Origin of the sequence: Streptomyces sp. SID5785, assembly GCF_009870065.1 — a bacterium.
Taxonomy (GTDB): Bacteria; Actinomycetota; Actinomycetes; order Streptomycetales; family Streptomycetaceae; genus Streptomyces.
In genome coordinates, this window is record NZ_WWIA01000202.1 from 1 (window position 1) to 12,127 (window position 12,127).

Genomic DNA, 12,127 nt, shown 5'->3' on the forward strand with positions numbered 1-12,127 from the left:
TGCCGTCCGCGATCAACCGCCCCTCGGCGACCGCGGACCAGGCGGGCAGGGCCACGACCCAGTCGTGGCTCTCGGTCAGGTAGATCCGGGTGTCGGGGACCGGGCAGGGCACGGCGACGACCTGGCGGCTGTAGCCCAGGCTCAGGTAGCCGCGGGTCTCCGCGGGGAGGTCGACGACCGTCCCGCCCGTGGCGGCGATGCTCTCCGCCACCTTGCGCCGGCTGCGGGCCTCCTCGTCCTTGTGGTGCCACAGGAGCAGCCCGACCACCCCGGCCACCAGCAGCACCGGCACGGCGACGAAGACGACCAACGGCCCCCAGTGCCCGAAGACCTTCAGCGCGACCGCGCAGAGCACCAGGAGCCCCACGAACATCAGGCGTGCCTTGGCCATCCCGGAATCCCCCTCGTCCGCACCGGTGCGTGCCCACGGGGCCGGCCTGCGGGCGCGGTGGTCGTGCGGCGGCAGAACCGGGCGGCGCCGCGTCGGCGCCCACGTGGAACCGGCACGGTGGCATCAAGGACCGGCGTGCGTAAACCCTTTCGGGCAGCGCCGAAGGGCCCTGAGGGCTGCGCGCCACCCCCCGGTGCGGGCCGGGACCGGGCGCCGGACACCGGTCGTCCCGCCCGGATCCCGCATGTACGCGCCGAACCGGGGCACAAGCAGGGAGTACCGAACGACTCCGTAGGCGCGAGGGTGGCTGCCCGAACGGGGAGGCGCCGAGTCGCGCCCGGAGGCGGAGAGAAGGGAACGCTGCGGACCCGCACACAGAGGTCCGCGCGGACCGATCCGAGCCTGAAGAACGGAATCGTGATGATTGTTCTCGGACTGATCCTGCTGGTCATAGGCCTGTTGGTCGGGCTGTCCCTGCTGACGACCGTCGGCGGGGTGCTCATCGTCGTCGGAGCGATCCTGTGGATCCTCGGGTCGACGGGACGTTCCGTCGGCGGACGGCGGCACTACTTCTAGTTCTGGCTCCGGCGGACCGCACGCCTCCCGTGACGGTCGCCTGCCAGGGCCCCGGAACAGGGTGCCGCTCGATGGGAAAGCGCCCTGGGGGCGGACGCGTCGACGTCCGCCCCCAGGGCCGCGGGAGGAGGATCAGGCGACCGGCGCGGCAGAGCCGTCGACGGTGCCTTCCGCCTCTTCCGCCTCTTCCGCCTCTTCCGCCTCTTCCGCGAGGCGCTCCATGCCGCTCGTGTCCTTCAGCGGCTTCTCCTTGACGAACACCACCGCGACCAGCGCCAGCAGCGCGAACGGCGTGGCCACGAGGAACAGGTCTCCGGTGGCGACCCCGTAGGCGTGTTCCACGATCTCGCGCATCGGGGCCGGCAGTCGGGTCATGTCGGGGACGCTGTGGCCACCGCCCTGCGCGGCACCGGCGGGGACACCGGCGTCGGCCAGCCCCTTGGTCATCTCGGTGGCGACCCGGTTGGCGAGGATCGCGCCGAGGACGCTGGTGCCGATCGTGCCGCCCATGCTGCGGAAGAACGACAGCACGGAGGTGGCGGCGCCGAGTTCGGACGCGGGGACGTCGTTCTGCGCGGCCAGGACGAGGTTCTGCATCAGCATGCCGACACCGATGCCGAGAACGGCCATGTAGGCGCTGAGCAGGCCGAAGTGGGTGTCGGCGTCGATCGTGGAGAGCAGGGCGAGGCCCACCGCCATGGCGACGGCACCGGCGATGAGGTAGATCTTCCAGCGACCCGTCGCGCTGATGATCTGCCCGGCGACCGTGGAGGACACCAGCAGGCCGAGGATCATCGGCAGGCTCATCAGGCCGGCGATCGTCGGCGACTTGCCGAGGGCAACCTGGAAGTACTGCGACAGGAACACGGTGCCGCCGAACATGGCCACGCCGACCAGCAGGCTGGCCACGGTGGTGAGCGAGACCGTGCGGTTGCGGAAGATGCCGAGCGGGATGATCGGCTCGGGCACGCGCGACTCGACGAAGAACGCGACGACCAGCAGGGCGAGTCCGCCGCCGGTGAGCGCGGCCGTCTGCCACGACGCCCAGTCGAACTGATTGCCGGCCAGGGACACCCAGATGAGCAGCGCGCACACGCCGGCGACGATCAGGAAGGCGCCGAGGAAGTCGATCTTCGCCTCGCGCCGCACCGTGGGCAGCTTCAGGGTGAGTTGCAGGAGCACGATGGCCAGCAGCGCGAACGGCACGCCGATGAAGAAGCACCAGCGCCAGCCGAGCCACGACGTGTCGACGAGGACGCCGCCGATGAGCGGTCCCGCGACGGTGCCGACGGCGAACACGGCGCCGAAGATGCCGGCGTACTTGCCGAGCCGCCGCGGCGGGATGATCGCGGCCATGACGACCTGGGCCAGCGCGGTCAGACCGCCCGCACCGATGCCCTGGGCGACACGGCTGAAGATGAGCAGCCCGACGTCCTGGGAGAAGCCGGCGAGCAGGGAGCCGACCACGAACATGCTGAGCGAGAGCTGCAGCAGCAGCTTCTGGTTGTACAGATCGGAGAGTTTGCCCCACAGGGGCACGGTCGCGGTCATGGCCAGGAGCTCGGCCGTCACGACCCACGTGTAGGAGGACTGGCTCGCGCCGAGGTCGGCGATGATCCGGGGGAGCGCGTTGGCGACCACGGTCCCGGCCAGGATGGCGACGAACATGCCCGCCATCAGCCCGGACATGGCCTGGAGTATCTGCCGGTTGGACATGGAGGCGGGTGGCGCCTCTTCCGGCACGGCTGTTGCAGTCACATCGTCTCTTTCGGAGTTCGACGGCGGTCGTGGGACACGTCCGCGCGTACGGGACCCGCCCGCGGCCCGTGACACGTGTGTGCCGCGGAACTGCGCGGTGCGAGTGGTTCGGTGGGTCCGGGCCGGTGGGTCCGGCCGTTGAGTCCAGCCGCTGGGTACGGTCAGGTCCGGACGGAACGGGCCGGAGGGGCGGTCCCGTCCGGAGCCTCGGGCAGGCCGGCCGCCAGATGCTCGAACACCTCGCTGAACACGTCGGCGAACGCGGTCTCGTCCTGCCGTACGCACCAGTGCTCGACGGCGACACGGCAGGCGGTGGCGCCGACGGCGGCCAGCAGGCGCGGGTACAGCCCGAGGGCGCGGCGCCGCGGCTCGTCCTCGGCCGCGGAGTGCGCCGCAGGCGGGTCCGCGAAGAGCGGTGAACCGGTGCCGATGCGCACGGCGATGGCCTCGGCCAGGCCGATCTCGTCGGCCATGTGCGCGCCGATGGTGCGCGAGAAGAGGTCGGGCGAACGGCGCAGTACGGCCGCGTGCAGCTGCCACAGCTCCTGCTGCTGTTCGATCTCGGACAGTTCCACGGCGAGGGCGTCGCGGAGTGCTTCGAGGGCCGTGCGGTCGGAGGGCGCGTCGATCACCGCGCGCCGCACCCGGGCGTTGGACTCCGCGCCGACCATGACGAACACGTCGTCACGGGACTCGAAGTAGTTGAAGAAGGTCCGTGGGGACACGCCCGCCCGCTCGCTGATCGCGTCGACGGTCACGTGCTCCACGCCGTGCTCCGCCGCGAGCCGGACCGCCGCCTCCACGAGAGCGGCGCGTGTCGCCTGCTTCTTGCGTTCCCGCCAACTGCCTTCCGGCGCACCCTTCGTCTCCACATTCTGCATAGTACGCAAAAATGCAGGATCTGCAATCACGCTCAGGAGGGAGCCTCTGTTTGTTTTATTGGAACGATCGTGCAAATAATGAGAGGGACGGAAGAAGCGGACCGACGCGAAGGCGCGGAAGAGCGAGGGAGAGTGGACCTGTGTCACGCGTGGTGGTGTTCGACGAGACCGGCGGCCCGGAGGTTCTGCGGATCGTGGACGAGCCGCCAGGCGCCCCCGGCCCCGGCGAGGTCCGCGTCAGGATCGAGGCGTTCGCCGTCAACCGGCTGGACGAGCTGACGCGTTCCGGTCGGTCCCCGGCGTCGGTCCGGCTGCCCCGCGCCCGGCTGGGCTGCGAGGGCGCGGGCACGGTCGAGGTCGTGGGGGAGGGGGTGTCGCAGTTCGAGGCCGGCGACGCGGTCATCGTGACCGCCGTCCCCGACATGACGGCCGCGGGCACCTACGCCGACCACGCGGTGTTCCCGGCGACGCGCCTCATCAGGGCGCCGGAGGCGCTGAGTCCGACCAGAGCGGCCGCGCTCTGGGTGGCCTACTCCACCGCCTACGGAGCGCTCGTCGAGAAGGCCGGGATGCAGCCAGGTGACCGCGTCCTGATCACGGCCGCGTCCGGCACGGTCGGCCTCGCGGCCCTCCAGATCGCCCGTCAGGTCGGCGCGGTCCCGATCGCGGTCACCCGTCACGAGGCGAAGAGGGACGCGCTGCTCGCCGCCGGCGCGGCCGCGGTGATCGCCACCGACACCGAGGACCTCGTCGAGGCGGCACGGAGGCACACCGGCGGCGCGGGCGCCGACATCGTCATCGACTCCGTGATGGGCCCCGGCCTCGCTCAACTCGCGCAGGCGGCCAAGCGGTTCACCGGAACCCTGGTCACCGTGGGATGGCTCGACCCGCGCCCGGCGCCGTATCCCTCCGCGCCCGTCACCACGCACCGCTACATGAGCTTCGAACACACGCTGAACCCCGAAGCCGTACGGCGTATCGCGGCCTTCCTGTACGCCGGACTGCGGACCGGCGCGCTCAGCCCCGCCGTCGACCGCGTCTTCCCCCTCGACGCCGTCGCCGACGCGCATCGCTACCTCGCGGCAGGCCAGGAGTCCCCGGGCAAGATCGTCGTCAGCACGCAGGCCGGCGCCTGATCCGGTGCCACGCGAGGACGAGCGATGTACACACAGAAGGGGAAACGCATGGCCGGAAGGCCCGTGAACCACGAACGGCGCGCCGAACTGCTCGACGCGGTCGTCGACTACACCGTCGAGCACGGCTTCGACGGCCTCACCTGGCGGCCCATCGCCGCGGCTCTCGGTGAGTCCCCCACGACACTGGTCCACCGCTTCGGCTCCAAGGACCAGATGCTGCAGGAGGTTCTGGGCCGACTGCGCGAGCGCATCCTCACCGCCACGGCGCACACCACGAGCGAAGAGGGCGCGGACCTCCGTGTCCATGCCCGAGCGGTCTGGGAGCGCACCTCCGACCCCGCACGGGGCGGGGAGTTCCGGCTGTTCTTCGCCGTGTACGGGCGCGCTCTGCAGGCACCCGGGCCGTTCGCCGACTTCCTGGGCCATGTGGTCGCCGACTGGATGACCGCGCTGCGCCGCGTCCAGGGGCCGGACGTCGAGCCGGCAGCGGCCACCCGCACCGCGACTCTCGTCATCGCCACCCTGCGCGGCCTGCTGCTCGACCTGCTCGCCACCGGGGACCGCGACAGGGTCCAGGACGCCGCCGAGGGCTTTTTGTCCTCCCTGTGACAGCGACCGGGACCGGGACCGGGACCGTGGCCTGAACGGCGACCTGAACGGCGACCTGGGCGGCGACCCGGACAGTGACACGGGCACCGACGGCCGTGCGCGGCGACGCCGGACGTCGGCCGTGGCCCGCGCGGACCGCCGCCCCGCAACCGAACCCTGGTGCCGCCTCCCCACGAGGCGGCACCAGGGTTCGCCGCTGTTACTTGGACGCACTCCAGGCGCCCGCGTGGCCGTGGTGGCCCCAGTGGCCGGAGCCGTTGACGCAGGTGTTGCCGAACGCAGGGTTGAGCAGGCCGATGACACTGACGGTGTTGCCGCACGCGTTGACCGGGACGTGCACCGGCACCTGTACGACGTTGCCCGACAGCACGCCGGGCGACCCCACGGCCGCGCCCTGCGCCCCGCTGTCGGCGGACGCGGCGCCCGCGCCGGCGAGGACCGCACCGCCCACGGCCACCAGAACCGCCGCGCTCTTCAGTACACGAGACATCAGACATTCCTTTGCTGCTCGAACGGCACCGCCGTCGGCGGTGCGGGGAGCGAGATGCTCCTTCACGAGCCATTCGAGGCGTCCGGGAGCGCGGATTGGCCGCTTCGTCCCGGTTCACCCGTCCGGTGCTCAGGCGCCTCGCGTGTTGACGGCCGCCGGGCGCGAGCGGCGCACCACGGTGCCGTGCCCGCGGCGGATCACGTCGCCCGCCCGCCGGGTGTGACGCCAAAGTGGGGACACGGAAGAGCCCGACGGCCTGCCGTCACCGCCGGCACGGCCCGCGCGGGTCATGCTGGCGCGCGGCACGTGTCCTCCTCCGATGGGGTGACAGACCAATCCGAGCGCGGTGCGAGGACGGATTCCCGGCATGAACGACGACGCTTCCCCCCGACCGCTCCGCGGTGTCAGGCGCCTGGCCCTGGGCGCGCTGAGCGGCCTGCTCGCCGGATACGCGGCCATCGCCCTCGCGGAGCTGGTGTCCGCGGCCGTCCGCCCGGAGTCCGGGCCCGTCATCGCGGTCGGCGGGGCGGCGATCGACCGTACCCCCGCCCCCGTGAAGGACTGGGCCATCCGGCAGTTCGGCACGAACGACAAGCTCGTGCTGCAGCTCGGCATCCTCGCCGTGCTGACCGTCCTGGCCCTCGGCCTCGGGATGCTGGCCACCCGCCTGCGGCTCATCGGATCGCTGGGTGTGGTCGCCTTCGGCGTGGTCGGAGCGCTGGCCGCGACCTCCCGGCCCGACTCGACCAGCGTCACCGACGCGCTGCCCTCGGTCGTGGGGGCGCTTGCGGGCGCAGGTCTCCTGTACTGGCTGAGCGGGCGGCTGGGGCGCTCCCGCCGGGCGGAGGACGCGGCTCCCGACGCCGTCGGGGAGGCCGAGGGGTGGGACCGGCGCGGCTTCATCATCGCGGCCACCGCGGCGGCCGCCGCCTCTACCGGAGCAGGCATCGCCGGGCGTGCGCTCAACAACTCCCAGGGGCAGGGCGCGGTCGCCTCCCGCAAGGGCGTCGTGCTGCCCGCCCCGTCGTCGCCGGCGGCCCCCGTTCCCAAGGGCGCCGCGCTGCGGATCAAGGACATCAGCCCGTTCATGACGCCCAACGGCGACTTCTACCGCGTCGACACCGCCCTGGTGGTGCCCAAGGTCGACGCCACGTCCTGGAAGCTGCGGATCCACGGAAAGGGCGTCACGCGCGAGCGCACCCTGACCTTCGACGATCTCCTCAAGATGCCGCTGATCGAGCGGAACATCACGCTGACCTGTGTCTCCAACGAGGTCGGCGGCCCGTACGTGGGCAACGCCCGCTGGATCGGCGTCCGCCTGGCCGACCTGCTCGAACAGTGCGGCGTGCGGCCCCCGTCGAAGGGCGGCCCCGCGGACCAGCTCGTGGCACGCTCGGTGGACGGCATGACCATCGGCAGCCCGGTCGAGGACGTGATGGACGGCCGGGACGCCCTGCTCGCCGTGGGGATGAACGGGCAGCCGCTGCCGTTCGTGCACGGGTTCCCGGTCCGCATGGTCGTCCCCGGCCTCTACGGGTACGTGTCGGCCTGCAAGTGGATCCGGGACATCGAGCTGACCACGTTCGACGCGTACGACTCCTACTGGGTCGAGCGGGACTGGGCCAGGAAGGCCCCGATCAAGACGGAGTCGCGGATCGACACCCCCAAGCCGTTCGGGCGGCCGAAGGCCGGCACCGTGATGGTGGGCGGAGTCGCCTGGGCGCAGCACCGCGGGATCGACAAGGTCGAGGTGCGGGTGGACGACGGTCCGTGGGAGGAGGCGCGGCTCGCGGCCGAGGACACGCGGGACACCTGGCGGCAGTGGTCCTACCCGTGGAAGGCCACCAAGGGTGGTCACACCCTGACCGTGCGTGCCACCGACCGCACCGGCGAGACCCAGACGCAGAAGCGCACCCCCACCATCCCGGACGGTGCGTCCGGCTGGCACTCCGTCGTCGTCACCGTCGACTGAGCGCACACGTGCCCGCGGGGTGTGCCGTGTGAGCGGCACACCCCGCGGGGGTGCTTCGGGTGACGCCGATGCCGGTCAGCTCTTGGGCGGCATCAGGACGGTGTCGATGATGTGGACGGTGGCGTTGGAGGTCGGCACGTCGCCGCACACGATCTTCGCGCTGTCGTTCACCTTGAACGCCTCGCCCGAGCCGGACGTGGTCAGCTTGCTGCCCTCCAGGGTCTTGAAGCTGCCGTCGGCCAGCTTGTCCTTCATGACCTTCTCGCCCACGACGTGGTACGTGAGGATCTTGGTGAGCTGGGCCTTGTCGTTCAGGACCTTGTCGAGGTCGGCCTTCGGGATCTTCTTGAAGGCGTCGTTGGTCGGCGCGAACACGGTGACGTTCTTCGCGTTGTTCAGGGTGTCCACCAGGCCGGCCTTCTTCACCGCGGTGACCAGGGTGGACAGGTCGGGGTTGTGCGACGCGGCCGTGGCGACCGGGTCCTTGGCCATGCCGTCGAAGGAACCGGCTCCCTCCTTCGGCACCGACGCACACGCCGGACCGAACGGTTTGCCCATGTCGTCGGCGGACGCGGCCGGGGCCAGCGTCGCCATCGAGAGCGGCAGGGCGAGTGCGGCCGATCCGACCAGAATGCGGACGCCTGTGCGATGAGCGTTCATGATCAACCCTCCTGTGCGGCGGGCGAGCGGGCCCGCCGGGCCCCCGAGCGGCCCAGGGCCGGTGAGGGCGCGGGCTACCGGGGGTCGGCGCGTCGTTCGCGCCCTCACACCAGGAATTCGTCGCCACCGGGTGGCCGGATTGCCCGGATATGAGAATTTCTGAGCCCAATGGCGAACGGAGCGCTCAATGCGCGGCGGCACCGAACTCGGCGTGCCGTGCCCTCGCCTCGTACAGATCCCGTCCCTGCACCTGCGGGCGCACCGGCAGGGCCCGTCGTGCCTCGGCCCGCGCCTGTTCCCTCAGGCGTCGGAACTCCTCGTCGGTCATGGCTCTCACCTCCCGGTCCACCGAGGTCCGTCGCCTGTGATCCGAGGCTGCGCGGAGAGCGGACTGGTGTCCTGCGAAGGGGCCGGACCGGCCGGACCCGCGCGGTCCGGTGAGCCGGGACCAATCCGGGGCGGGGGAGGTCTCCGGAATAGGTGATGTCAGGGGAACGCGACTTCCGCACAGCGCCGGTTGCCCACGCAACTGGCCTACAAGGAAAGAGGCTTGTCATGTCAGCCCGTCACATCGCACGACTGACCGCTCTGGCAGCTGTTCCGGCCGCACTGGCCCTCTCCGCGGTGCCCGCCGCGGCGCACGACGGGCACGACGGCTCGACAGCCGGACACACCTACCAGGTGGATCTGGACCAGCTCAACGACTCCGGAGCCACCGGAACGGCCATGCTCACCGTCGAGGGCACCCGGCTGACGGTGAAGATCCAGGCCTCGGGGCTGGTCCCCGGGCAGCCCCACGCACAGCACATCCACGGGTCCACCGAGGGCCACGACTTCCACTGCCCGGACCCGAGCGCGGACAAGAACAAGGACGGCATCATCACCACGGCGGAGGGCCTGCCGTCCTACGGTGACATCAACATCTCCCTCACCACCAAGGGAGACACGTCCAAGAACAGCGGACTCGCCGTCGACCGGATGCCGGTCGCGGACAGCAACGGGAAGCTCTCCTACGAGCGGACGATCACCGTCTCGCAGGCGGTGGCGGACCACATCAAGGACCTGCACGTCGTCCAGCACGGCATCGACCCGAACGGCAACGGGAAGTACGACTTCGGCAAGGGCAAGAGCGAGCTCGACCCGAAGCTGCCGCAGGAGGCCACCGCCCCGACGGACTGCGGCATGGTCAAGGGCGCCGCGGTCGGCTCCATGCCGTCGGGCGGGGTCGAGACCGGCCGGGGGAGCACGCAGGGTGTCGAGGCGCCCGGACTGATCGCCGGTGGTGGAGCGGCCCTCACGGCAGGTGCTGCCGTCCTGGCCGTGAGCATGCGCCGCAGCCGGCGCCCCGCGGCGAACCGCCGCTGACGGGGACGCCATGACTGCCCGCGACCGACCGGGCAGGGTGCTCGGCGGCCGGCACCGCATCGTGCCGGCCGCCGTGGCCGTCCTGCTGCTCGTCCTCGGAGCCTGCACGCTGGCCGTGGGCCTGTCCCGACAGGAACCCGCCCCACCGGCCGCGGCACGGCCCGCGCCCACCTCGACCGCGACCACGGCTCCCGTCACATCGTCCCCGGCATCGCCCCCGGCGGAAGGCGACACGGCTCCCACGCTGCCCCGGTCGGCGCCGACCCGCCTCTCCGTCCCCGCGATCGGTGTGAACACCTCACTGGAGCGCCTGGGACTGGACCGGCATCGGGCCCTGGAGACACCCAAGGACCCGGCGAAGGCCGGATGGTTCACCTCCGGGCCGACGCCGGGCGAGCAGGGCCCGGCCGTCATCGCCGGACACGTCACCTGGAACGGGGCCAGGTCCGTCTTCTTCCGACTGGGCAGCCTGCGCCCCGGCGACCGCCTCTCCGTCCGGCGCGAGGACGGCTCCACGGCACGCTTCTCGGTCACGCGGACCGAGCAGTACCCCAAGGACCGCTTCCCGTCGGTCGAGGTCTACCGCAACCTCGACCACGCCGGACTCCGCCTCATCACCTGCGCCGGCACCTACCGGGACCACCGCTACAGCGACAACATCGTCGTCTACGCCCGGCTCGACCAGCCGGGCCGGTCGTGAACGCCGGCCGGGCGCGACGTCCGCCGTTCACGGGTCGGACCGGACGATCGCGCCCAGGACGTCGTTGAAGGCCTCGGTCGAACTGGGATGGGTGTAGACGGTGGTGCGCAGCTCGGTCGCCGTGATGCCATGGCGCATCGCGAGCGCCACGGTGTTGATGAGTTCCTGGCTGTCCGTGCTCAGCAGCGCGGCGCCCAGAATCTCGTCGGTCTCCGCGTCGAGGACGAACTTCATCATGCCGCGCGTCTCCTCCACGACGTAGGCACGGGGCATGGCGATGATCTCGGCGACAGGCTGACTGGCGATCTTCACGCGGAGTCCTGCGGCGCGCGCCTCGCGCTCCGTCATCCCGACGGTCGCCAACGGCGGTGTGATGAACAGGGTATGGGGCACGGCCGCCCGGTCGTCCGTGCTGCGCCCGCCCTCTCCGGTCAGCTGGTCGAGGACGATGCGGCTGTCGTCGAGGGAGATGTAGGTGAACTGGGGCCCGCCGTTGACATCGCCGAGGGCGAAGATGTGCGGCCGGCTCGTGCGCAGATACGTGTCGACCTTCACCGCCCCGCGTTCGGTCACGGCGACTCCGGCCGCCTCGAGGTTCAGTTCGGAGGTCGCGGGGCGGCGCCCGGCGGCGGCGAGGATCGCGTCCACCTCGACGGTCTGCTTGGTCCCGTTCTGCTCGTAGACCAGGCTCGCCCGGTCCGGGCCGTCGGTGACCTCCAGTACGCGCACGCCTGTCGCGAGGGTGACGCCCTCGTCGAGGAGGATCGTGCGCACGGCTGTCGCGACGTCCTCGTCCTCGTGCCGCAGGATGTCCGGGGCGGTCTCGAGGACGGTCACCTCGGAGCCGAACCGGCGGTAGACGGCGGCGAGCTCCAGTCCCAGATAGCCGCCTCCGATGACGGCCAGGCGCGGCGGAAGCGTGGTCGTCTCGATCAGGTCGGTGCTCGTCAGGAGATACCTGCTGCCCGCCAGGCCCGGCACGTCCGGCACGACGGGCACCGATCCGGTGTTGATGAGAATCGTGTCGCCGCGCACCGTCAGACGCTCGGCACCGGCACCGACGGACACGGTGTGAGGGTCCTCGAAGCGGGCGCGCCCGGTGAGGACCGTGACCGTCTCCATGCCGTTCAGCCCGTCGAAGTTGCCGGCACGGAACAGCGAGGTGAGGGCCTGCACCTCGCCGACGGAGCGTGCGTACCAGTCCTGCGGCGAGTCCTGCGGCCTGCGCTGATTGGCGTGGTGCACCAGCGCCTTGGTCGGCACACAACCGACGTTGGGGCAGGTCCCGCCGTACATACGGGCCGACTGCTCGACGAGGACGACCGACTTGCCTCGCTGCCCCATGGCGGCCGCGACGGCTTTCCCTCCCTTCCCGAAGCCGATGACCAGCACATCCGCGTGAAGTTCGGTGTTCTCGGTGTAGTGGGAGTTCTCGGTGTTCATTGATTCCGTCCAGAGGTGAGAGCGGGCGTCGGCCCGCGGTCCTACAGGTCGAGGACGAGGTCGGTCTCGGCGCGGGTGCAGCAGAGAAGCGTCTGTCCGGCGCCGGGCGGTTCGAGCGGGGGTGACAGGTAGGAGACCTCCCCGGA

General features: G+C 71.3%; 13 protein-coding genes. 6 read left to right on the forward strand and 7 right to left on the reverse strand.

Annotated features, from left to right (window positions below; all coding sequences use genetic code 11):
- Positions 1–391, reverse strand: a 391-nt coding sequence (locus GTW43_RS05925; RefSeq protein ID WP_161300558.1) for a hypothetical protein, incomplete at its 3' end; no start/stop codon positions are given.
- Between the two features lie 420 nt (positions 392–811).
- Here GTW43_RS05925 and GTW43_RS37420 point away from each other — a divergent pair.
- Entirely contained in the window at positions 812–967 is a 156-nt protein-coding gene (locus tag GTW43_RS37420; protein WP_237536434.1) for a DUF6131 family protein, read from the forward strand.
- Between the two features lie 132 nt (positions 968–1,099).
- On the opposite strand, the gene GTW43_RS05930 is transcribed toward GTW43_RS37420, so the two are convergent.
- Complete coding sequence (locus tag GTW43_RS05930; protein ID WP_202501099.1) at positions 1,100–2,683, reverse strand: MDR family MFS transporter; 1,584 nt, start codon at positions 2,681–2,683, stop codon at positions 1,100–1,102.
- Between the two features lie 203 nt (positions 2,684–2,886).
- Positions 2,887–3,606, reverse strand: coding sequence for a TetR/AcrR family transcriptional regulator (locus GTW43_RS05935; RefSeq protein WP_161300560.1), 720 nt, complete (start codon positions 3,604–3,606; stop codon positions 2,887–2,889).
- 140 nt (positions 3,607–3,746) lie between these two features.
- Between GTW43_RS05935 and GTW43_RS05940 the strand changes: the two genes are divergently transcribed.
- Positions 3,747–4,742 (forward strand): zinc-dependent alcohol dehydrogenase family protein, encoded by a 996-nt coding sequence (locus GTW43_RS05940; RefSeq protein ID WP_161300561.1) that lies wholly within the window; start codon positions 3,747–3,749, stop codon positions 4,740–4,742.
- A 48-nt stretch (positions 4,743–4,790) separates the two neighbouring features.
- The gene (locus tag GTW43_RS05945; RefSeq protein WP_161300562.1) at positions 4,791–5,351 is read left to right on the forward strand and encodes a TetR/AcrR family transcriptional regulator; all 561 of its coding nucleotides are present in this window, start codon (positions 4,791–4,793) and stop codon (positions 5,349–5,351) included.
- Positions 5,352–5,550: 199 nt separating this feature from the next.
- Here the strand turns inward: GTW43_RS05945 and GTW43_RS05950 are convergent, their stop codons facing one another.
- Positions 5,551–5,841: a chaplin gene (locus GTW43_RS05950; RefSeq protein WP_161300563.1), complete on the reverse strand. Its 291-nt coding sequence runs from the start codon at positions 5,839–5,841 to the stop codon at positions 5,551–5,553.
- Between the two features lie 367 nt (positions 5,842–6,208).
- On the opposite strand from GTW43_RS05950, the gene GTW43_RS05955 reads away from it, so the two are divergent.
- The gene (locus tag GTW43_RS05955; protein ID WP_161300564.1) at positions 6,209–7,813 is read left to right on the forward strand and encodes a sulfite oxidase; all 1,605 of its coding nucleotides are present in this window, start codon (positions 6,209–6,211) and stop codon (positions 7,811–7,813) included.
- A 75-nt stretch (positions 7,814–7,888) separates the two neighbouring features.
- On the opposite strand, the gene GTW43_RS05960 is transcribed toward GTW43_RS05955, so the two are convergent.
- Both GTW43_RS05960 and GTW43_RS05965 read right to left on the reverse strand, forming a co-directional pair.
- Positions 7,889–8,473, reverse strand: a complete 585-nt coding sequence (locus tag GTW43_RS05960; RefSeq protein WP_161300565.1) for a fasciclin domain-containing protein — start codon at positions 8,471–8,473, stop codon at positions 7,889–7,891.
- Between the two features lie 184 nt (positions 8,474–8,657).
- Positions 8,658–8,801: a hypothetical protein gene (locus GTW43_RS05965; RefSeq protein WP_161300566.1), complete on the reverse strand. Its 144-nt coding sequence runs from the start codon at positions 8,799–8,801 to the stop codon at positions 8,658–8,660.
- Positions 8,802–9,028: 227 nt separating this feature from the next.
- Between GTW43_RS05965 and GTW43_RS05970 the strand changes: the two genes are divergently transcribed.
- Complete coding sequence (locus GTW43_RS05970; protein WP_161300567.1) at positions 9,029–9,838, forward strand: hypothetical protein; 810 nt, start codon at positions 9,029–9,031, stop codon at positions 9,836–9,838.
- A gap of 10 nt (positions 9,839–9,848) precedes the next feature.
- Positions 9,849–10,538: a class F sortase gene (locus tag GTW43_RS05975; protein ID WP_161300568.1), complete on the forward strand. Its 690-nt coding sequence runs from the start codon at positions 9,849–9,851 to the stop codon at positions 10,536–10,538.
- 27 nt (positions 10,539–10,565) lie between these two features.
- On the opposite strand, the gene GTW43_RS05980 is transcribed toward GTW43_RS05975, so the two are convergent.
- Positions 10,566–11,981, reverse strand: coding sequence for an FAD-dependent oxidoreductase (locus GTW43_RS05980; protein ID WP_161300569.1), 1,416 nt, complete (start codon positions 11,979–11,981; stop codon positions 10,566–10,568).
- Between the last annotated feature and the right edge of the window lie 146 nt (positions 11,982–12,127).